The organism is Desulfobulbus sp. (assembly GCF_030824455.1).
GTDB lineage: Bacteria > Desulfobacterota > Desulfobulbia > Desulfobulbales > Desulfobulbaceae > Desulfobulbus.
Window position 1 is genome coordinate 42,639 of record NZ_JAVBXR010000124.1, and the last position, 21,594, is coordinate 64,232.

General features: G+C 56.3%; 20 protein-coding genes and 1 other RNA gene. 11 read left to right on the forward strand and 10 right to left on the reverse strand.

Annotated elements, in window-relative coordinates:
- Window positions 1–62: 62 nt before the first annotated feature.
- Genes rfaE1 through pal form a run of 3 tightly spaced genes read right to left on the reverse strand, consistent with a single transcriptional unit; the run spans window position 63 to window position 2,275 of the window.
- Entirely contained in the window at window positions 63–1,064 is a 1,002-nt protein-coding gene (rfaE1, locus tag RCH93_RS17120) for a D-glycero-beta-D-manno-heptose-7-phosphate kinase (protein ID WP_306549649.1), read from the reverse strand.
- Between the two features lie 28 nt (window positions 1,065–1,092).
- Window positions 1,093–1,746, reverse strand: coding sequence for an OmpH family outer membrane protein (locus RCH93_RS17125; protein WP_306549650.1), 654 nt, complete (start codon window positions 1,744–1,746; stop codon window positions 1,093–1,095).
- A gap of 13 nt (window positions 1,747–1,759) precedes the next feature.
- A complete protein-coding gene (gene pal / locus RCH93_RS17130; protein ID WP_306549651.1) occupies window positions 1,760–2,275 on the reverse strand; it encodes a peptidoglycan-associated lipoprotein Pal in 516 nt (171 codons plus the stop codon).
- Window positions 2,276–2,468: 193 nt separating this feature from the next.
- Here pal and glgP point away from each other — a divergent pair, with 193 nt between their 5' ends.
- The 3 genes from glgP (at window position 2,469) to RCH93_RS17145 (ending at window position 6,772) form a co-directional block, all read left to right on the forward strand.
- Window positions 2,469–4,664 (forward strand): alpha-glucan family phosphorylase, encoded by a 2,196-nt coding sequence (gene glgP / locus RCH93_RS17135; protein ID WP_306549652.1) that lies wholly within the window; start codon window positions 2,469–2,471, stop codon window positions 4,662–4,664.
- Window positions 4,665–5,045: 381 nt separating this feature from the next.
- Entirely contained in the window at window positions 5,046–5,468 is a 423-nt protein-coding gene (locus RCH93_RS17140) for a hypothetical protein (protein WP_306549653.1), read from the forward strand.
- A gap of 11 nt (window positions 5,469–5,479) precedes the next feature.
- Complete coding sequence (locus RCH93_RS17145) at window positions 5,480–6,772, forward strand: radical SAM protein (protein ID WP_306549654.1); 1,293 nt, start codon at window positions 5,480–5,482, stop codon at window positions 6,770–6,772.
- Here the strand turns inward: RCH93_RS17145 and RCH93_RS17150 are convergent.
- Window positions 6,717–7,769 carry a tRNA-dihydrouridine synthase gene (locus tag RCH93_RS17150; protein ID WP_306549655.1) on the reverse strand — a complete coding sequence of 351 codons (1,053 nt, stop codon included), beginning with the start codon at window positions 7,767–7,769 and terminating at the stop codon, window positions 6,717–6,719. The two genes, RCH93_RS17145 and RCH93_RS17150, sit on opposite strands and share 56 nt — an antisense overlap.
- Window positions 7,770–7,895: 126 nt before the next feature.
- Here RCH93_RS17150 and RCH93_RS17155 point away from each other — a divergent pair, with 126 nt between their 5' ends.
- The gene (locus RCH93_RS17155; protein ID WP_306549656.1) at window positions 7,896–8,303 is read left to right on the forward strand and encodes a Fur family transcriptional regulator; all 408 of its coding nucleotides are present in this window, start codon (window positions 7,896–7,898) and stop codon (window positions 8,301–8,303) included.
- 99 nt (window positions 8,304–8,402) lie between these two features.
- Here the strand turns inward: RCH93_RS17155 and tyrS are convergent, their stop codons facing one another.
- Window positions 8,403–9,617, reverse strand: a complete 1,215-nt coding sequence (tyrS, locus tag RCH93_RS17160; RefSeq protein ID WP_306549657.1) for a tyrosine--tRNA ligase — start codon at window positions 9,615–9,617, stop codon at window positions 8,403–8,405.
- Between the two features lie 9 nt (window positions 9,618–9,626).
- Complete coding sequence (gene rny, locus RCH93_RS17165) at window positions 9,627–11,192, reverse strand: ribonuclease Y (protein ID WP_306549658.1); 1,566 nt, start codon at window positions 11,190–11,192, stop codon at window positions 9,627–9,629.
- A gap of 87 nt (window positions 11,193–11,279) precedes the next feature.
- On the opposite strand from rny, the gene RCH93_RS17170 reads away from it, so the two are divergent.
- Window positions 11,280–11,585, forward strand: coding sequence for a hypothetical protein (locus RCH93_RS17170; protein WP_306549659.1), 306 nt, complete (start codon window positions 11,280–11,282; stop codon window positions 11,583–11,585).
- 41 nt (window positions 11,586–11,626) lie between these two features.
- On the opposite strand, the gene ssrS is transcribed toward RCH93_RS17170, so the two are convergent.
- The 4 genes from ssrS to RCH93_RS17190 all read right to left on the reverse strand — a co-directional run bounded on the left by ssrS (window position 11,627) and on the right by RCH93_RS17190 (window position 13,127).
- Window positions 11,627–11,798: non-coding RNA, 6S RNA (ssrS, locus tag RCH93_RS17175), on the reverse strand.
- A gap of 60 nt (window positions 11,799–11,858) precedes the next feature.
- A complete protein-coding gene (zapA, locus tag RCH93_RS17180) occupies window positions 11,859–12,146 on the reverse strand; it encodes a cell division protein ZapA (RefSeq protein WP_306549660.1) in 288 nt (95 codons plus the stop codon).
- 18 nt (window positions 12,147–12,164) lie between these two features.
- Window positions 12,165–12,482: a cell division protein ZapB gene (gene zapB, locus RCH93_RS17185; RefSeq protein ID WP_306549661.1), complete on the reverse strand. Its 318-nt coding sequence runs from the start codon at window positions 12,480–12,482 to the stop codon at window positions 12,165–12,167.
- A gap of 159 nt (window positions 12,483–12,641) precedes the next feature.
- Window positions 12,642–13,127 (reverse strand): 8-oxo-dGTP diphosphatase, encoded by a 486-nt coding sequence (locus RCH93_RS17190; RefSeq protein ID WP_306549662.1) that lies wholly within the window; start codon window positions 13,125–13,127, stop codon window positions 12,642–12,644.
- A 221-nt stretch (window positions 13,128–13,348) separates the two neighbouring features.
- Between RCH93_RS17190 and RCH93_RS17195 the strand changes: the two genes are divergently transcribed.
- Genes RCH93_RS17195 through RCH93_RS17220 form a run of 6 tightly spaced genes read left to right on the forward strand, consistent with a single transcriptional unit; the run spans window position 13,349 to window position 21,334 of the window.
- On the forward strand, window positions 13,349–14,647 hold the full coding sequence (locus RCH93_RS17195) for a lytic transglycosylase domain-containing protein (protein WP_306549663.1): 1,299 nt from the start codon (window positions 13,349–13,351) through the stop codon (window positions 14,645–14,647).
- 46 nt (window positions 14,648–14,693) lie between these two features.
- Window positions 14,694–15,056: a molybdenum cofactor biosynthesis protein MoaE gene (locus tag RCH93_RS17200; protein WP_306549664.1), complete on the forward strand. Its 363-nt coding sequence runs from the start codon at window positions 14,694–14,696 to the stop codon at window positions 15,054–15,056.
- Between the two features lie 41 nt (window positions 15,057–15,097).
- On the forward strand, window positions 15,098–15,943 hold the full coding sequence (locus RCH93_RS17205; RefSeq protein ID WP_306549665.1) for an HDOD domain-containing protein: 846 nt from the start codon (window positions 15,098–15,100) through the stop codon (window positions 15,941–15,943).
- Between the two features lie 12 nt (window positions 15,944–15,955).
- Window positions 15,956–18,109 (forward strand): response regulator, encoded by a 2,154-nt coding sequence (locus RCH93_RS17210; protein WP_306549666.1) that lies wholly within the window; start codon window positions 15,956–15,958, stop codon window positions 18,107–18,109.
- Entirely contained in the window at window positions 18,106–19,614 is a 1,509-nt protein-coding gene (locus RCH93_RS17215) for a YihY/virulence factor BrkB family protein (RefSeq protein ID WP_306549667.1), read from the forward strand. The genes RCH93_RS17210 and RCH93_RS17215 overlap by 4 nt, the downstream gene beginning before the upstream one ends.
- Window positions 19,565–21,334 carry a ParB/RepB/Spo0J family partition protein gene (locus RCH93_RS17220; RefSeq protein ID WP_306549668.1) on the forward strand — a complete coding sequence of 590 codons (1,770 nt, stop codon included), beginning with the start codon at window positions 19,565–19,567 and terminating at the stop codon, window positions 21,332–21,334. Before RCH93_RS17215 ends, RCH93_RS17220 begins: the two co-directional genes overlap by 50 nt.
- Window positions 21,335–21,594 lie beyond the last annotated feature (260 nt).

The window sequence follows — 21,594 nt, forward strand, 5'->3', positions numbered from 1 at the left end:
TTATCCTTTGCTGTGAGAAACCGTGCGGGTGAAACCCGCAAGAAAAATGAACACAATCAGCGCTAGGCGTCGCCCTTGATGAGCGCGTCTTGCAGTTCGGCGGCAGACACGCAGGCCGTGCCGATCTTGCCGACCACTATGCCGGCGGCGTGGTTCGCAAGCACAGCGGCCTCCCCCATCGAGCACCCGGCGGCAAGCCCCAGGGCCAAGGTGGCGGCGACGGTGTCGCCCGCGCCGGTGACGTCGTACACCTCTTTGGCCATGGTCGGAATGGTGACCAAGTCGTCGTCGCCCTGGAGCAGGGCCATTCCGGCCTCCCCCCTGGTGATCAGCACGGCGTCGCAGCCAATGTCGTCGCGAATCTGACGCGCCGCCGCCAGCAGGCTCCGCTGGTCGTCAATGCGCATGCCAGACATCTGCATCGCTTCATGGTGGTTGGGAGTAATAACGGTGGCCCCAACAAAACAGTGAAAATTTGAGGGCTTGGGGTCAACAATAAGCGGCAGGGGCCGCTTTTCCCGGCTGCGGACCGCATGCAGCAGTTGATGCAGCCTGATCATGAGTTGTTCGCTGACCACGCCCTTGGCGTAATCGGAAACCATCACCGCATCAAAGGTGTGAACATGGGCCTCGATATAGCACAACAAGGCGTCCAGCGAGTGCCTGGAAGGGGGGCCGGTCTGCTCCCGATCAAACCGGACGACCTGCTGTCCTTGGGCCACGACCCGGGTTTTGACGGTTGTCGGTCGCTGGCCGACGACCAGTCCTTCGGTCGACACGCCCAATTCCTCAACCAAGGAAACCGTTTTTCGCCCCATGGGGTCATTGCCGATCATGCCGCACAAGGCGCCGCCGCCGCCCAAGGTGACGATGTTTCTCAAGACGTTGGCGCTTCCGCCCAGCAGAAGGTCTTCGCGTTGCACATTGACAACCGGCACAGGGGCCTCCGGAGAAATGCGCGTGGCCGTTCCCCAGAGGAAATGATCAACGATGACGTCGCCAATAACCAAGACCCTTGCCTTGGAGAAACGCGACACGGCGTCCAGGAGCACCTGTGTGGACATGATCGTATGATGCGATGGTTGTCGGCTTTTATTTCATTGCCTTGTTCAACTCAGCGACCACCTTGTCCGAAATGTCGATCGAATCAGCGGCAAAAAGCACCACGTTGCGCGGCAACACTGCGGAATAACCGCCGTCCGTAGCAACCTTGTCAACGATTTCCTCAAGTTTCTTGAGGATCGGATTGACATGCTGCTCGCGCAGTTTTTTCAATTCTTGATTGGCGGTCTCCTGCTTCTCAGCAAGGTCACGACGTTTTTTCTGAAATTCAATAGCCTTTTCCTGTTTGACGCTGTCGCTCCAGGCCGAACCTTTTTTCTCGATTTCTTTTTGCAAGTTGACCAGCGCCGTCTCGTCATTCTTAAACGAGGCCTGGAGCGTCTTCATTTTTTGTTCAATGAGGTCTTGCGCTCTTTTACCCGCCGTGGAAGTGGAAAGAACCTGCTTCATATCAATGACGCCGATCTTGGTTTCAGCCGCCATGACCTGGCTGTTGAGGAGAAGAACCGCCGCGATCAACAGGCCGCCAATGCAACCAACTGCTTTTTTTACATTATTCACTGTTGTGACTCCACAAAGGTTTCCTTCGTTTTCGACATCCGTCACTCGCCCGAGTGCAAGGAAGCCGGGAAGACGAAATACAAAACCGGGTAGGGCAGAGGCCCGTACCCGGTCAATAACCACTCAAAACAACATATTATTTTACAATAACGAAGTCGTCCCGCCGATTCTGTGCCCAGGAAATTTCATCGTGGCCAAACAACAGCAGTTTTTCCTCGCCAAAGCTGACGGTTGTCAACTGATCGGCACCCACGCCAAGACGCACAAGATAGGTTTTGGCGGCCTGCGCGCGACGCTCGCCGAGCGCCAAGTTGTACTCCTGCGTTCCCCGGGGATCGCAGTTGCCTTCAATCCTGATTTTGACGTCTGAATTCTTTTTGATGAAGTCGGCATTGGTTTCTATCCGCTGCACCTGCTCGCCAGTAACACTGGAGCTGTCGAACTCAAAATATACCGGCACCATTGGCCCGGATGTCCGCCCTTCCATGATCCCGGAGTCTGCCGTCTCCAGAGATTCTGTTGATCCGGCCCCATCGGTGGAACCCGACGTCTGCGACGCGGTATCCGTTGCTTTCTTGCTGCAACCAGTCAGGCTCAAGCCAAAGACAAGCACCATTAACGTGGCCAAATACAACATTTTCTTACTGCTCATTTCTCCCTCCCATACAAGTGAAATTTAAACAAAATACACGTAGGTACAATTTACTTCACCGACTAAGAAATACAACAATATTTTTCCCGAAAAATAAAAATCCTTGCAAAAGATTAGGAGCCCTTCTAAACTCATTTCTTTCTTTACATGCCGTCGTTTTCTGCTGCCGTTACTGGGAAAAAGTATTAATTTCATGAATTCTGATCACTTCGCCGCACGCACCTCGCCTGAAGCCCTTGTCTGCACCAATCTTTTTGGAACCTTTTTTGGGGTTCCACAACAGGTTTTCGATGCGGTGTGGAACCAATTGACCACTCCCGACGGCAACGCCGTTGCCTATGTTTCCATGGAAATAGGCGCGGACCCAGACGTTTTCCATCCCGTCAAAGATTTGCTTGAAGAGGGAGGAGAGCCCTCCAGCGTCAAGCCGCACCTGCAGGCGCTTCTCGCCAAATACCTCCATGGACCGCGGAAAATTCCCAACTACAGCGGCGGTCTCGGCGTTCTGGCCGGCGACACGCTGAAAAGTTTTGCCGACCTCCATGTCCCGGCGCTGGCCGTCAGCCTGCTTTACCGTGAGGGATATTTCTCGCAGATCGTCGATTCCAAAATTGGCCAAATCGACCACGCCACTCGCTGGACGCCGGAGAGCACCCCCACCCTCTTCCAGCTCAAAGATCCTCACCATCCGGATCGCGCCCTGACCATCGACATTCCTTTCCACAACGGGCAACACAAGCCGACGATGATCAAGGCCCACGTCTGGATGAAAATGGAAATAGCCGACCAGCTCGACTATTTTGTGCCAGAGTTTCTCCTCGACTACAGCCTGCCCGAAGCGCCGGCCTGGGTCATGGAATCGGCGCATCAGCTGTACAACGCCAAGTCCACCATCATCAAAGCCAACCAGCGCCGCATGCTCGGCTCCGCCATTCTCCCTTTGCTGGAAACCCTTGGGCTGAACGCGGCGACGATTCACCTCAACGAACAGCATGGGGTGACGGTGACCCTGCACCTGATCCTGCAGGAACTCCAGGACAAGTTGGGCGAAGCGTTTCCCGACGCGGTGACCGACGCCGACATTCTCGCCGCAGCCAAACAGGTTTCCCGCACGATTGTGTACACCATCCACACCCCGGTCAAAGCGGGACACGACCGTTTTTCACGCGACCTGTATTCGGGCATCAGCCATAAAGCCTTCCAGCGGATCCTCGACCTGCTCGCCCATGACGAGGAAGTCAGTCACGAGTACAACTTCACCGCCATGGCCATGCGAATCAACCGGGCCATCAACAGCGTCAGCCGCCTGCACCGCGACGTCACCAAAAAGCAGTTCCCCGCCTTTGCACACAAAATAAAGGCCATCACCAACGGCGTCCACCATCTGACCTGGATCAGCGACAACCGCAAGGACTGTTTCAACCGGATTCCGTCTCTGTGCAACTGGCGTAACGATCCCAGTTGTTTTGCCGCCATCGCCGATCAGGACCTGCCGCTGCTTGGCGAGCTTCTTCAGCAGGCCTGGAACCAGGACAACCGGCTGTTGATCGAGCATGTCAACGCCATGCTCAAAAATCATCGCGAACAGATGGTCGAAACCTGGATCGACCCGCCTAATCACCTCTCCAGCCTGCCGGAATCCGAATGGCTCAAGCCCGGCACGTTCACGCTTGGCTTCGCGCGCCGTTTTTCCACCTACAAGCGGGCGGATCTCATCTTTGACGACATCGGTCGCCTGGCCGACATCCTGATTGCAAACAACTGGTCGGTCAATTTTCTGTTCGCCGGCAAGGCGCACCCCGCCGACGAGCCAGGAAAATACGTCCTCAAGCTCATTCTCGACAACCAGGAAGAACTCTACACCCGGAGCAAGGGGCTCGGCAAACTGATTTTCATCCCTGGATACGACATGCGCGTCGCCAAGCTGATGGTGGCCGGCGTCCACGCTTGGCTCAACAGCCCCAAACGGCCGCTTGAGGCGAGCGGCACCAGCGGCATGAAGGCCGCCATGAACGGCGTGCCCAACATCAGCATCATGGACGGCTGGTGGGTTGAAGGGTATCATGGGGGGCAGACCGGATGGAAATTTGGCTTTGAAGGTCCGGTCAACGACGCCGACCTGAGCGAAGCCCCAGACGCCTTGTTGTACACCGAGGACGCCGGGGCCTTTTACGATCTCCTGCCCTCTGTTCTGGAGACGTTCTACCATCGTCCTCAGGACTTTCTTGCACGCGCATTGGCCAATCTGCACCTCAATGTCCCGATCTTCAACACCCACCGGATGGCTGCCGAATATGTTGCTCAGTACGACCTCCGGCTCACCCCGCAATTTACCGCCGACCTCGACCGATTTCGCCGGCTTTACCAAAGCGAGCAGCCCACCCTGTAAACAAGCGTCTGCCGGAGCTGCCTACAGGACGGACGGCAGACGACGAAAGGGGCTTTTCCTGTACAAAAGCAGTGCTTATCACTGTGAGGTACAGTATAAGAACTCTCATCTTCTTGAAACTGAGTTCCCTTACGCAAAGGGAACTCTCCGGCTGGGTTGATGAGCGTTGCGGCTTTTTTCTTTTGACCCGGCTGAGCAACGACCATGAAGACCACCGGAACGCGCGATTTTGAAACAGCTGGCTCTCGGCGAACACACTCTTGAGCGCAGATGCCGTGATTGATTCTGACACTCAATCCGGGCCACGCTAGACCGCCGCGACGCGTATCATAATATATAGACAAACGACAGATTGACCGAGACAAACGAAGGAGTACACCCATGGCCCGCCACATCAACCCCAGCAACTCAACCAACAAAACCATCGACGCCATTGACCGGAAAAGGGAGCGGGAACGACAATTTATGCTAAAAAAATCCCGTGAAATGGCGCCGGAGCTGGCGGTGTCGCTGGTGCAGCGCCTCCTGGATTTGCACATCATCGAGACCAATTCGGCGCACGCCATTCAAGAGGTCATGGCCAAGCAGCTGCAGCAGTTGAGCGACATGGAAGAGTTTGACATGCAGTTCAAAATCGCGCCGATCAGAAATCTGACGCCGGACCCCAACGTCATCAGTCTCTATCTCACCCAGTTTATCATTGAAGACCTGATCAACAACTCTCACATCCAAGATGTTTTCGGCGACGATCTCGAGATCTACCGGGCGGTTGATTCCATTTTGAGCAAGATCCGGCCTCGGTAAAACGTCCGGCCATGACGGCTTCCCACCCTTCGTCTGTTCCCTCGTTGCTTTTTGCCACAAGCACTGGAGAAATACTGGATTACGGCGGTCTGCACATGGCCGGCAGCGCCGCCGGACGGTTTTACAAACCTCGCCTGCAGGAGCTGATCGAACTCCCCGCCGGCAGTGAATTATTCGCCCTGCCCGGACGCCTGCCGGTGGGCATCGAACCTGAAGGCGACGAGCCAGCATTGCTCGACGCTGATCCGTTTCACCCTGACCAACCCATTCAGGCGGTTGCCGCCTTCATGGCCCCAGCGCATACCGCCGTCTACACCGCCGCTTTCCAAACCGCCTCACCGGAAGCCCCTGTTCTGCCGCTGTTTGCATACACTGCAGTGGGATGGGCCGACGGAAAATTCTGGGTCGCCGGTTTTCGCAGCGATGCCGATTGTCGCCAGGACGCCAATCAATTCAATCAGCGGTTGCTGGAACAGCGCACCCGCAAACAACTTCAGCGTCTGGCCGGCAATCGCTTGGTGCAACATCTCGGCAAGTGTTGCCTGACCTACGGCTGCCCGGCAGCCCGCAACTATTTTCTCGGCCGATGGGAAGCGCCCCTGCCCTGCTCGCCGGTTTGCAATGCCGCCTGCGCAGGATGCATCTCCCTGCAGCCGTCCGGGTGCTGCCCTTCAACCCAGGATAGAATCACCTTTGTCCCCAGCGCGCAGGAGATTGCCGAGCTTGCCGTCGAGCACCTGCAGTCGGCGCCTAAGCCCATTGTCAGCTTCGGACAAGGATGCGAAGGCGAGCCGCTGTTGCAGGCGGAGGTCATGGAGCAAGGCATCCGGCTGATCCGCTCGCGCACCAACCAAGGCACGATCAATCTCAACACCAACGGCAGCTTGCCCGACGCGGTGGAACGCCTTGCCCAAGCCGGGTTGGATTCGATCCGCATTTCTCTCAACAGCGCCCAACCGGAAAAACACCGTCTGTATTACCGCCCCAAGGGATTTGGCCTTGAGGATGTCTGCCAATCGATCGCCACAATGAAGCGTTATGGCCGCCACGTCTCCCTTAACTATTTCATTCTGCCCGGCTGCACCGACGATCCCGACGAATTCAAGGCGCTCGTTGAACTGATTGACGCCTTTCGACCAGACTTCATCCAACTGCGCAACCTCAACATGGATCCCGAATACTACCTGCGGGTTATTGAACACAAGGGGGTCGAACCGCCGCTCGGCATCACCCGCTGGCTTGCACAGCTTAAAGCCAAATTCCCGGCGCTGGGCTTTGGCTATTACAATCCGCCGCTGCACTGACGTCGCCAAAGGGCGAAGACAACCCCTCGGCAATCGGGTCGTTTTCGGCAAAGAATTCCAGCGCCCGCTCCCACGCCTCTTCCAAGGTCAAACTAGCCTGCACCTTGGCGGCCAGGTGATGCCCGAAAAAATAATTCTTGGCAAAATAGTGGGTGAATTCTTTCAATCGCCCCAGGCGTCGTTCCGGCAGGAAACGCTGGACCAGCGCGGTGACAAACGCCCGGTAGACCTGGGGCAGGCAAACCTCTGGCTCGGGTGTCTCCATACCGAAAATCTCACGGGCAATGGACGCAAACAACCACGGCGTCCGCGCCGCCGCCCGCCCGATCATCAATCCGTCGGCTCCGCTTTGCTCCAGGCAGCGACGGGCGCTTGCAACCGAATCAATGCCGCCGTTTGCCACCACGGGAACATCAATCCACTCCTTCACCTTGGCGACCCAGTCCCAGTGCGGGGTCCGGGCAAACGACTCGCCCCGCAACCGAGCATGCACCGTCACCATGTCAATCCCCTCGCCAGCGAGCATCAGGCAGAAATCCCGCAACTTCTCCGCATCCAATGTTTCGCCGAGCCGGATCTTGGCGGTGAGCGGCAGGTCGGTGTTTTTTCTGGCGCTCGCGACAATGCAACGCACTCGATCCGGGGTTTCCATCAAACAGCTGCCGCCGCCCACTTTGCGAACCATAGGCGCCGGGCAACCCAAATTGAGATCAATAACGTCGGCCCCTAGCCGGTGCAGGGCGGCACAGGCATTTGCCACTGGTTTCTCGTCCGCCAGCAGCAACTGATAAGAAAGCGGCGATTCCTCTGCAGTCTTGACGAGATACGGCGAAAGTTGCGCATTCTCGGCCGGCAGACGGGTTGCCGACAGCATTTCCGTGCTTAAAAGCCCCACCCCGCCAAAACCAAGCAGCGTTGTGCGCAACGCCGAATGGGTCAAACCAGCCATGGGCGCCAGCATCAGCGGCGGCCAAATTTCCTGCCGTCCAATCCTCATTGTCCTTTCCCTGCAGCGCTTCCAGGCGATTCCAGCTGTTTCTTGCTTGACAGCAAAACATCGATCATGGTAGTTGATGATAATTATTATTTAATCTTGACGTCACTTTCAATGATAGAGAACACCATGAATGCTCCAGCACCCATGATCCGCCTCACCACCCAACGGCAGATTATTCTCGAAGAATTGTCCAAGGTGAAGACCCACCCCACGGCCAGCGAATTATACGATATGGTGCGCAAGCGCCTGCCGCGTATCGGACTTGGCACGGTCTACCGCAACCTGGAATTGATGGCAGACAGCGGCGTGATCCTCAAAATCGAAGTGGGCGGCACCCAAAAGCGGTTTGACGCCACCACCGACGAACATTATCACATCCGCTGCTCGGTCTGCGGCAAGGTGGACGACATCGACGTGCCCGTGGTCAAAGAACTGGTTGCCCAGGCCGCCGAAACCACCTCCTACCTGATCATGGGCCACCACGTCGAATTCACCGGCATCTGCAGCACCTGCCAACAGCAGCAGGCGCAGTAACCCCAGCCCCCGCGTTTCGAGACGCCCAAGCAGCAAGAGCGGCTTCCCTTTCGGGAGAGCCGCTCTTTTTTTGCATTGCGCTCGCAGGGACGAAGAGTCTCAGGAAAAAATCACCCGACAGAATCTCCGTTTGCCCACCTTGAGCAGGATCGAGCCAGTGGCGGGCACAGCCGCGTTAATGTCCTCAACCTTGACGCCGTCAATGGACACGGCATGCTGCTGAATCATTCTCCGGCCGTCGGAGGTTGACTTCACCAACCCGGCGTCCATGAGCAGTTTGGGGACCCAAATTTCAGCTTCCGTGACGGCAAGTTGAATCTCTTCGATCTCGTCAGGCATTTCATGGCGGGCGAAAACCTGCTCAAAGTTGCGCTCCGCATCCTCGGCCGCCGCCTGACTGTGGAAGCGGGCCACCATCTCTTTGGCCAACTGCACCTTGACCGCCTTGGGATGCAACTGCCCAGCGGCAACCTTTTCCTTGAGCGCGACGATTTCCGCCATGGACAGGTCGCTGAGCAACTCGTAATAGCGATACATGAGATCATCGCTGATCGACATAATTTTGCCAAAAATGCTCTCAGGCGGCTCCGAGATGCCGATGTAGTTCCCCAACGATTTGCTCATCTTGTTAACGCCGTCCAGGCCTTCGAGCAAGGGCATGGTCAACACCACCTGCGGCTCCTGGCCCCGGCTTCGCTGCAAATCGCGGCCCATCAGTACATTGAACAACTGATCGGTGCCGCCCAGTTCGACGTCGGCCTTCATGGCCACCGAATCGTAGCCCTGAATCAAGGGATACAAAAATTCATGGATCGAAATCGGGCGGTTGGACTCAAACCGTTTCTTGAAATCATCGCGCTCCAGCATCCGAGCCACAGTCAGCTCCGACGCCAGGCGAATCATGTCGTGCGAACTGAGTTGCCCCAGCCAGGTGGAATTGAACACCACCTTGGTCTTCTCCGGATCGAGAATTTTGAAGACCTGCTCCTTGTAGGTTTCGGCGTTGCGTTTGACGTCGTCGGGGGTCAGAGGCGGGCGGGTGTCAGACTTGCCGGTCGGATCGCCGATCAGCCCAGTGAAGTCGCCAATCAGAAAATTGACCTCGTGGCCAAGCAGCTGGAAGTGACGCAGTTTTTGGATCAAGACGGTGTGCCCCAAATGCAGATCAGGGGCAGTCGGGTCAAACCCGGCCTTGATGGTCAAGGGTTTGTTTGTTTCCAGGGATCTGGTCAATTTTTTCACCAAATCCTCTCTGGAATGAAAATCAACGGCGCCCCGCTCAATCAGCGCTATTTGCTCTTCTACCGATTTCATCCACTCCCCCTACTTGGCGTATTCAACCGCTCTGGTTTCACGAATGACCGTCACCCGGATCTGCCCCGGGTAGGTCAGTTGTTCCTCAATCGCTTTGGCGATATCGCGGCTGAGCAAGGTGGCTTCTTCGTCTTTGACCTTATGGCTGTCAACGATGATGCGCAGGTCGCGGCCGGCCTGGATGGCGTAGGATTTATCCACGCCGTTAAAGCTGTTGGCGATGTTCTCCAAATCCTCAAGGCGCTTGACGTAGCTCTGCAGCATTTCCTTGCGGGCGCCGGGCCGGGCGCCGGACAGCGCGTCCGCCGACTGCACCAACACGTCCAGCACCGACTTGGGCGGCTGATCTTCGTGGTGGGCGCCGATGGCGTAGACGATGTCGTCGGCCTCGCCATATTTCTTCGCCAAATCACGGCCAATGACGGCATGCGAACCTTCCACCTCGTGGTCCACCGCTTTGCCGATATCGTGCAGCAATCCGGCGCGTTTGGCTTTTTTGATGTCCAACCCCAATTCCGCCGCCATCACCCCGCAAAGGAAGGCCACCTCCAGGGAATGCTGGAGAATGTTCTGGCCGTAGCTGGTGCGATATTTGAGGCGACCGATCAAGTTAATCAGGTCAACGTGCATGCCGTGGGCGCCGACATCAAAGGTGGCCTGTTCGCCGGATTCACGGATACCGACTTCCAGGTCTTCAGAAACCTTTTGCACCACTTCTTCGATGCGGGCCGGATGAATCCGTCCGTCGGAGATCAACTGCTCCAACGCCAAACGAGCCACCTCGCGGCGAATCGGGTTGAAACCGGAAAGGATGACAGCCTCAGGCGTGTCGTCGATGATGATGTCAATGCCGGTTGCCGCTTCAATGGCGCGGATGTTGCGGCCTTCTCGACCGATAATCCGCCCCTTCATTTCCTCGTTGGGCAGGGGCACCATCGACACGGTTTTGTCAGCGACATAGTCGCCGGCATAGCGGGCAATGGCCAAAGCGAGAATATTCTTCCCTTTGCGGTCCGCCTCCATCTTCATCTCATTTTCAATCCGCGACAACCGCTTGGCGCAATCCATGCGCGCCTCGCTTTCAATGGATTGCATCAACTGCACCTTGGCTTCTTCGCGATCAATGCCGGCTATTTTTTCCAACTTATATCGCTGTTCGTCCACCAGGCCGTCCAACTGCTGTTGCTTGGCAACAACCTCGCCCTCGTTGATCTCAAGGCGTTCCTCCCGGTATTTCAGACTGACCTGCTTTTCCTCCAAAATCTGGAATTCGCGTTGAATTTCATCGAATTTTCGGTTCAGGCGGCGCTGATCATCCTTGAGTTCCTGGCGACTGGCCTTGAGTTCGCGATCAGCCTCCTGCTTGATTTGAAACGCCTCTTCCTTGGCCTGGAGCAAGGCCGCTTTTTTTATCTGCTCCGCCTCAGAAATAGCATTTTCTATAATTTGGCGGCCCTGCAGGGCAATATTCTTTTGATTCCCCTCCACCAGACGTTTTCGGAGAAGAATCCCCACAGCCAAACCGGCCACCAGATTGACCAGCGCCAAAAGCAGCGTTGTGACATTGAGTTCCATAAAAACCACCTGCTCTATATATGTGAGAAAGCAGCCAGCCCGCCGGTCTACCGGCTAACGGCATGCGGTGTATGCAAAAGAAAGGAGGTGGATCCCGAAGGAGGGGGGTGGGGCGCACACAGTCCGCGCGCGACAGAAACGCTGCTTGCAACAGCAGCGACAGGAGACAGCCTGAACGGCAAACAGCCCGCTCAGCGCAACCCGATGGTTTTCAGCCCAAAGAAAAGCAAGAAATCTATCTGGATCAAACCGCCAATACGGCAGATATTTTTCCTGATAACAGTCTGTGAGGAGGGTTACTCGCCTATGGTAAACCTGACCGCATCAGAGTTGTCTTTCCATCACCACGCCAACAATGTCCGTGCCCACGCAACCATCCTCTTTCTGCACTGAAAATGGCCTATAAAAAACAGCGGTCTTCCCCGCTGGATAAAAAGACCCCCGCGCCGCCGTGTCAACGAAATGATTAAACCTAATACAACTAGGTGGGCAGTGCCCTTGCTGGCGTCTGGAATTCAATAAAGATTTCCATAATCCAGCGCTAAGGCTACCCTTATCGTGCGAGTTGGCTCAATACTCCGCTGATCACCAACAGAGCAGGGGTACATCATGCTTGTGCTTTCACTATACCAGACGCTTGGCGCCAGCCAAACCTCTATTTGCACATCATTTGAGGTTTACAGAAACCTTGTCGATCAGGTTGGCGACGGCCTGTTCCTGCGACTGGCGATATTCACTATATTCCCGTTCTAAATGGACATATTTTGCGGCTATCCGCAAACAGCCCAAAACCAGCATCTTGCTCGAGGGCACGGCGCTCCGGCTCATTTTTTCATTGCTTTCGAGCTCGTGACGAAGCAGGGCGATGACTGACTCCACCTCTTCTGCGGGGGCGTCGCTGTAAAAGGCGAAATCCTGGCCGAAAAGATTGAAACGGACGAGACGATCCTGCATCAGCGTTGATCGTTTGCCTTAACTATTTTGGCTTTCGGCGTCGCCAGCAAACAACGATCCCTGGGCTCCGCCGACAGTCTCGCTCTTTCCTGTTGCACTTGGGCTTTGCTCGCTCTCCCACTGCTCAATTCGATCCAGCAGGCCTGCCACCCGATTGCCGACCGCCGTCCGCTCCGTGCTCAAATTAAATATATTGTTTTTCAGTTCTGCACATTCGGCGTCACGCTGCCGCAAGGTGTCCTGCACAGCATGGTAATCCGACTTGAGTTGATTGTATTTGGTCAACAGTTTATCGACAAACTCCTCCAAGCGAACCAATTCCGCGTTATTTTCCATGACACATCCTCTGAGTTTTAAGTTGCCGAAAAGGTTGAAAAACCATAACCTTCCGAAATTATAACAGAACTAAAGAGTGGATAACTATACAGATCGCGCCCCTTGAACGCAAGAACTTTACATGAAGGAGCCAGAAGCAGCCTCTTTTTTCTTTGAGCGCTAAATTCTCTCGTATTCCCAGGCAATAGGCGATCCATTTTCATACGGCATGTAACCGTGAAACACCCGCGGGTCGCCGTCAAACACCAAGGGGAGAAAATATCGATCCCCTTCCCACATCGGCAGTTGGGCAAGACTCGCCACAGGATGCCAGCCCAACTCGCCCTCTTCGTTCCTTGTTTTGGGCGTGCCGGCAAAGGCGGTGATCAGAAAAACAAATCCCAGCCAGTTCTCGCCTTCGGGGCCGAAACCTGTCCAATTGATGGTGCCGCGCAATTGCATGGCAACGCATTCCAGGTCGGACTCTTCACGGATCTCACGGCGCATGCAGGCGACGACGTCCTCGTTGGCCGCCATCTTCCCGCCCAGCCCATTGTATTTGCCGAGATGCTGATCCGATGCGCGGGCATTGCGATGCACCAGCAGAGTTTGCAAACCATCTGGAGAAACAACATAGCCCAGTGTGCCAATGATCGGCATGTACATACGCCACTCCCTCAACTCACCCATAACCATCAGTTATGACAGAACAATATTTTAAACGCAACTTTTATCGCCGGACGGCATGCAATATGATAAAATGTCGGCATGTTAACCGGCATCCATTTCTCCCTTCCAGCAGCGTCATCCATACCATGATTTATCTCCGATCAGCATATAAAGCGTTGTCGGCGACCGCTTCTTTTGCCACGCTCCTCTGGACGTTTTTGCTGTTCCACGCCGCGGTTGTCCCGACCTCGGCCGCAGAAAACTTCCCGCTCTATCCGTGCATCAGGGCAAACGTCAAATTTTGGGAGGATGTGTACAGCCGCTATTCCACTCGCCAGGGCATTCTCCATGACACTGAGGACCTCAGCCGGGTGTATGCGGTCATCGACCTCGTCGACTGGGAAGCCCCTGATGCGGCACAGGTCAACAGCGAACGCGTTAAGGCCGCCAAAGAGCGCATTCACCTCATCCTCACCCAGCTCGGCTCAGGCCGTCCGGCAGTGACGACAGAAGAAAAACGGATCGCCGCGCTCTTTCCCCGACAGCGGCACACCATTTTTCACGAGGCCAGCGAGAACGTCCGCCTGCAGATCGGCCAAAAGGATCGTTTTTACGAGGGCCTGCTCCGCTCTGGAAAATACCTGGCGCAATTCCGACAGATTTTTGCTGCCCACGGATTGCCTTCAGAGCTCGTCTACCTGCCGCACGTGGAGTCGTCGTTTAACCCGAAAGCCTACAGCAAGGCCGGGGCCTCCGGCCTCTGGCAATTCACCCGCTCCACAGGCAAAGAGTACATGACCATCAACCAACTCATAGACGAGCGCGCCGACCCCTACGTGGCCACCCAAGCCGCCGCCCAGATGCTCAAGGACAACTACGCCGCGCTCCAGTCCTGGCCACTGGCCCTGACCGCCTATAATTACGGCAGGGCCGGTATGGTTCGGGCGGTCCGGGAGCATGGAAGTTATGAGAACATTTTCAACTCCTACAGCCAAGGGTATTTTAAATTCGCCTCCCGGAATTTTTATTCGGAATTTCTTGCCGCCATGCGGGTGGCGAAACGGTTGAGCGGCACGCCCAACCTGCCGCTTGAAAGGCCGGAGGCCACCACGACCTTCCGCCTCAAAGAGGAGGTGCCCTTGAGCCGACTGCTGGCCTCGTCCGGCCTCCCCAAGGCCCAATTCCTCAGCCTCAACCCGGCCCTGCTTGACCCGGTCGTTGACGGCCAACAAGCCGTACCCAAAGGATACCTGGTGCGTGTTCCAGCGACAAAGCAGTCAATCAAGACAGTCGCCGCCCAAAAGAACAAACCTCCAACCGTCGCCCCTCGCGGAGCTCGGTCGACGGCCACAACTTTCCCAGTAGCCCGCTACACCGTGAGAAGAGGAGACACGCTGGCCTCCATAGCCCGAAAATTCGAGCGTTCTCCCCAGGACATATCGGCGGCCAACCGCGGCAAACAGCTGTCGTCGGTCCAGGCGGGAGACCAGTTAACCATTCCCGGCCGCCGCCAATAAATTCAACAACCCGCAACTCCCCGTCAACATCTACAAGAAAAAAACCATGGATATTTCAAAAACCATTGCAGCAATGAAACAACGGCCGGACTTCAACGACAACGTGGGGATGATCCTCATTCACAACGGCACAGTGCGCAGTTGGTCACGCCAGGATCGCCAGGAGGTCACGGCCCTGGAAACAGTGGTCGACGACCGGAAAATCGCGGCATTACGCCAGGAATATCTGCAACGGCCCGGCATTTACGACATCGTCGTCGAGGCCCACTCCGGTCGATTTCTTCCCGGCGACGACTTGCTGTTCATCATTGTTGCCGGCGACATTCGCGAAAACATCAAACCGGTGCTCGCTGAATTGCTTGACCGCATCAAGGCCGAGGCCGTCTCCAAAAAAGAGATTGCCGCCTAATCACTCCGTCCGCATTGCGGCAACGCCCCTAGGAGTCCCCCATGCCATCCGCCAGAAAACTGCTCGATAAATTCAAAACGATCAGGACATTGCCTCACATCGTCACCCGCCTCGTGCAATTGGTGAACGACGATGAGTCAACCCTGCAGGATTTTGAGGAGGTGATCCGGCTGGACCCGGCGCTGGTTGCGCGTCTGCTGACCTTGGTCAACAGCTCCTACTTTGGCCTGACCAGGAAGGTGGACTCCATCTCCCGGGCCGTTGCCCTGTTGGGGATGAAGAATTTGCACAATATTGCGGTCACCGACGCCATTCAGGGAATGTTGCGCACCGATTCCAGCTCCACTGAATTTTCGCCGCAACGTTTGTGGCTCCACAGCGCCGCCTCCGGCATTTGCTGCAAAATGATCGCCGAGCGAATTTTCACCATCAACGGCGACGACGCCTACCTCTGCGGCATCCTCCACGACATTGGCCTGATTGTCGAAATGGAGGCGGCGCGGGAGTCGTTTTTGCATTTGATCGATCAGTTGGCGCCGGGCGGACCGCCCATCATCGAACTGGAACACGAACTGCTCGCAACCGATCATTGTCAAATAGGCTACATTCTGGCCAAGGAATGGCGCATCCCGGACGCCATTGCCGAGGCCATCCGCGATCACCACCACGACAGCGGCCAGATTACGCCCCAGTCGCCGACCGGCATTCTCCAGATGAGCGAATACATCATCCAGCAATTGAACTTTCCGGCCATCAAAGAAGGACTGGCCAACAGTCTCGTCCCAACCCTGGCGGCGCATATTCAAAGCAATGTCGAGGAATACAAGGTGCTCGCGGAAGATCTCCCGGAAGAATTGGAGAAAACCAGAAAAATGTATGGCGGCTAAGGAGACTCCCTCATGGCCCAGACTTCCCTGTTTGCCGATCTGGTTGATCCGGTAGGCGAATTGACCGCGCTTCTCGCCCACCTGGAACAGGAAACCGACGATCTTCTTTTTTTCTGTCTCAACCAATCGGGCAACCACGTTGCCTCCGCACAATTTCCCTTGCCGGTCGATCAGGCCATCCGGCACATCGACGAACACGAAAAGAAATCCTCGGAACTGGCCTTTGCTGTCCAAGGGCGGCGTTATTTCCTCCTGGCGGTTCCCGATCTTCAGGGCTATATCCTGGCCACTCCCCTGGAATCGGCTCAACAGGACGCCGGTGCCTGGGCCGCCGCCGTCGTCAGTCTCGCGGTTCGACTCTTTCTCTCCCTCCGGGAAACGGTGGAAACCGTCAGCAGGCTCCGTATACAGAAGAAGCAGTTTGACCGCAAATCAGCCGTCCTGGAAAAAAAGTTCCAGGACATTATGGCGGAAAACGAACAGAATTATCTGCAAATACAGGAGCAGCAGCGCAACTACTCCGAGACCCTGCAGGCGGAAATACGATTGCAGACGAATGAGTTGCGCACCGCCAAGAAAGCGGCGGAGGCGGCCAACATCGCCAAAAGCGAATTCCTCGCGGCCATGAGCCATGAAATCCGCACGCCTATGAACGGCATTATCGGCTTCACCGACATGCTGCTGGATACTGGGCTGGACAGCGAACAGGAGGAATTTGCCCAGACCATCAAACGCAGCGCCGACGCCCTGCTCTCGCTAATCAACGACATTCTCGATTTCTCCAAGGTTGAAGCCGGCAAACTGGACCTGGAGTGCATTAATTTTGATCCTGAAATCACCGCCCAGGACGTCTGCGACCTGGTCCGGCCCAAGGTGACGTCGCGCCCCATTGAAGTGCTCTGCCGCATTGACGACGCCCTGCCGGCAAACGTGATGGGCGATCCAGGAAGGTATCGACAGGTGCTGGTTAACCTGATGGGCAACTCGGCGAAATTCACCCGAAAAGGGGAACTGGAACTGTCCATCGCGGTTGACGGCGAAACGGACGAGACCATCACCCTGCACGCCCGCATCCGCGACACCGGCATCGGCATTCCCGACGACAAACTGGAAGCGATCTTTGAGGCCTTTCGCCAGGCCGACGGTTCCACCACCCGCGAGTACGGGGGCACCGGCCTGGGCCTTTCCATCTGCCGCAAAATCGCCGGCCTGATGCAGGGCCACGTCTGGGCGGAGAGTCAAATAGGCGTTGGCAGCGTCTTCCATTTCACCGCCACCCTGAAAAAGGCGCCGCAGCAACAGGTAAAAAGCTTTACCAAGGTCAGCCTGGGCAACAAACGGGCGCTGATCGTCGACGACAATCCCACCAACCTGAGCATCCTCAGACACATCCTCCAGGCGGCGGGATTGGAAGTCGTCGCGGTTGAGGACAGTTCTCTGGCGGAAGCGATACTGCAGCAGGCGATCAACGAGCGCCGCCTGTTTGATTTGATCATTCTGGACATTCAGATGCCGGCGCCGGACGGATACGCGCTGGCCCGACGCATTCGCCATGAATTGCCGGAAACCGGGAAAATCCCGCTTTTGGCCTACACCTCGACAACCGAGCGCAATGCCCAGCGCTGCAAGGACGCCGGCTTTGACGCCTTTCTCACCAAGCCGACGCGGCGGGAAATCCTGTTCAAGACCATCGAAAAGCTGATGGCCGCCGAGGAGCCGGAGACCGCCAGCCCGGTCAAGGAAACCTTCATTACCCAATACAGCGTCCGTGAGGAGCTCAAGCAATCGGTCCGCATCCTGCTGGCCGAAGACAACCCGGTCAACCAAAAACTGGCGGTGCTCATTCTCACCAAGGCCGGCTACAAGGTCGAGGTGGCCAACAACGGCCGCAAGGCGGTGGACGCCTTTGCCGGGCGACCGGATGATTTTGATCTGATCCTGATGGACGTCCAGATGCCGGAAATGGACGGTTTGGCCGCCACGCTGGAATTGCGGAACCGTGGATTCACCACCATTCCCATCATTGCCATGACCGCCAACGCCATGAAAGGCGACCGGGAAATCTGCCTGGAGGCAGGGATGAACGATTACATCACCAAACCGGTCAAGCGGGAAATCATTTTCGAGATTATTGAGAAATGGCTGCACCGTGAGCTAGGCCGATGATCGAACCCGCCGGCGACGACCACGACGCCCATCCGAAGCCGGAAAGCGCCGCCGTTGTGCCCCTGCCCCGCCGGCGACGTCTTCGGAGCTGGGCCTTCTCGCCTACGCCGGATCCCCATGGCGCAGGCGCCCTTGCCCGCTTTTGCGTTCGCCTTCTTCTGATCATGCGGCAGGAGTTCTTTCGCACCCATCTTGCCCTGCGCGCCTCGGCGCTCACGTATTCCATTATTCTGTCCCTTGTCCCCATCCTGGCGCTCAGCACCTCCATCCTCAAGGGCCTGGGCAACGACGAGCAACTGAAAACGGCGGTCGTCAAATTCATCGACCAATGGGAACCGCCGCCGGCTGCAGTCGACCCTCCTGAAACCGCAACAAACACCGTTCTCGGGCAAGCGGATTTGCCTGTCTCGGCGACAACCCCCGTGCCAACGCCCGCGTCGCCCACAACCACCAATCTGCATCATGCCGTTGATCTCATCTTTCAGTACGTTGATCGGACCAACTTCGCGGCCTTGGGCATCATTGGCGTCATCGGCCTGATTGGGGTCGTCTTTCTGGTGTTGTCGTCGATTGAGGAGGCGATGAACGCCATTTGGCATACGCACAAGGGGCGCTCCCTGTTCCGCAAGATCATGGATTACCTAGCATTGTTGATATTGCTGCCGCTCTCCTTGAACGTGGCCCTGGCCGCCGAAGCCATCCTCGCCAATCAAACCATCATGCTGCGCCTGAGCATGATCCTGCCCTCTGCGTGGATGGCCGGTTTCTTCATTAAGCTCATCCCGTTTCTTTTTATTGTTCTGAGCCTGATGGTGATGTACCTCTTTTTTCCTCACTGCAAGGTAAAAACCGGGCCAGCATTGGTGGGGGCGCTTTTTGCTTCTGTTTTTTGGTTCATCTTTCAAAAGCTCTATATCACCCTGCAAGTTGGCGTGGCCAATTACAACGCGATCTACGGTTCCTTTGCCTCCATCCCGCTTTTTCTCATCTGGCTGCAGATCGGCTGGACATTCATTCTCCTGGGCGCTTCCCTTGCCTACGCGCTCCAGCATCACCATCACTACCAATTTGGGGCCGCAACGACCTCGCCGCAAAAAAGCCTGCAACTGGCGGTTGACGTGCTACACGCAGTGTACGAAGATTTTGACGCTCGGCGCGCCACCGCGCTGTCTTCACTGGCCCAACGGCTGCCCCAGGCAGGCGATGCGGATCTCTCCGCGGTGATCGCCTTGTTGCGCAAGGGCGGCCTGCTCCGCACCCTCGACAGGCAAACGGAAGAAATGCTGATTCCAGCAACCCCGGCGGACAAATTGCTGACCCGCGAAGTCGTCCAACTGGTTCTCGGCAAGGAGGTCTTGCCCACCCTGGGAGGACGTCTGGCAACGCGAACCATCGACGCCGCAAGCAATGTTGCCAATTGGAGTTTTTCAAAAATCACTCTTATGCTCGGTGACCATGAAACAGCCATTGCCCCAGACCATTCACAGAATACTTGGCAGCAATAACATCCTTCTCGTCGTGACCGACGGCTACAATGCGCCGGCGAATGAGCAGGAGGGCAACTTCGTAGCCAACCTGGCCCTGACGCTGGCGGCCCAACTCAACTGTTATGCAGTCGTCAACACCAAATACAAACGAGAGATCATGGATCTCTCCGACATCGTCGCCATTCAGGCCCGCCCCAAGGTGCGCGAATCTTTTCTCACGCCCATCAGGAACTTCAAGGAAGAAATCTCCAGCAACGGACTGCTTCCCCTGGTGCTCGTCCTGCAGGCAATGCCGCCCCAGCAGCGCGGCGAAGAAATGATCCTGTTCGGATACGGCCAGGGAGAACGGGCCTCGCTGGAGGCCCCGCACCGCCCCACCATCTCGCCGTCGCTCCTCTCCAGGATTCGAGTGGCCGTCGAGGATCAACATCTCAAGACGGCGGTCGCCCCGACTGATTCCCCTTATTGCGGCAGAGATGAACGGCACATCAATCAACTGTTTCGACAGAAGCAGTGTGAGGGGTATTACGACCCGAAAGTGCGCTCCCTGCTGCTCTCGGTGCGCCATGATTTAATCAGCCAAGAACAGACGGCGGAGTCCATCGCGTTGATGCTGGTTCCCGCTCTGGAACAATTCCGCCTGGCAATGGCCCTGGTGCGCAATATCGACATCAACAATATTGACACAACCAGTTCCGAGGATCTGCAATACATCTTCCGCCTTCAGGGCGACACCCGGTACGCCGATTTGATGCGGGAATCCTATATCGACGAACTGGCAGGTTCCATTGACCGCAACGGCCTGCTGCATCCGCTGGTGTTGCTAAAGAAAAATGACGGCCGATACAAAATCCTGTGCGGTTTTCGCAGATTTCAGGCGATGAAACGGCTTGATCGGCCCTTGGTTGAAGCCAAAATCTACCAGGAGAGTGATTTCTCACCCGAGGATTTTTTCAATATTTCGCTGGCGGAAAACACCAAACGCAGGAATCTCAACCCTATTGAGATTGGAAATTTTCTTGAATCAGCCAGTTGTGCGCTGGGGTTGAACAACGCCGAACTGGCGGAACAATTTGGCGGCACGCTCGGCATCGGCAAACCTGGGCAAAGGGTTTCGCATTCCACCATCCACAAATACCGCAAGGTCAATCAAATTCGGATTCGCGGCGAATCGCCTGAAATAATTGCGGATGTAGTCAATGAAAAGCTGCAGTTCTCCGTTGCCTCCGAGATGCTGGCGCCGATTAAAAAAAGCGCAGACCGAGACGCCCTGTATCTGCAGATTATCAAACCCTTGGCGCCAACCCGGCCGCAACTTGCCAAGTTGCTGACGCTGCTTGCGCAAAGATCGCCAGACCTGACCGAAGCGATTGCCGACAAGGGGGTGCAACAGGCCATCGCCAAGGCAACCGCCTCCCCTCAGCCTGCGGCAACCCTGCTGAGGCTGCTGTCGAAGAAAAACGACCTCCCGCCAGCGACTCGGCGATTGGGTTTTGAAAACCGGGTGGTCGCAATACGCCGCGCCTATTTTGGCGACAAGGCAACCAAACGCGATTTCAACATTGCCCCCGCCTCGCCAACCAACCACAGCGAATTCATTGTTCAATTCCGTTTTAAAAAAGAGGACGGGCAGCGCACCCTGGAACAACTGGCCAAGGCGCTTGAACAAAACGACCTGTTTGCCGAGGCCTCGACAACACCGGAGGAGCCCCGTTCAACAACGGCTTCGGACGAGTGAAGCGTGTTTTTTCGCATGCGAAAAGGTACGCATAGCCGTAAAATCAGTGCATTTCAAAAAAACACTCACTCGGCCCTCAACAGGATCGCGCTGTCAGGCAACAGCTTCAGGTTCGGTCTCCATGGAGAGCGCGTGCTTTGCATGCACGTTGAACGCTCTAAAACCCCTCATTGTGCGTCGCACAAGCATCCAAACAGGTCGCCTGCCCCCTGCAACAGGCAGTCCAAGGCAACGCGGGCGCAATGTTCAACGATTGCTTA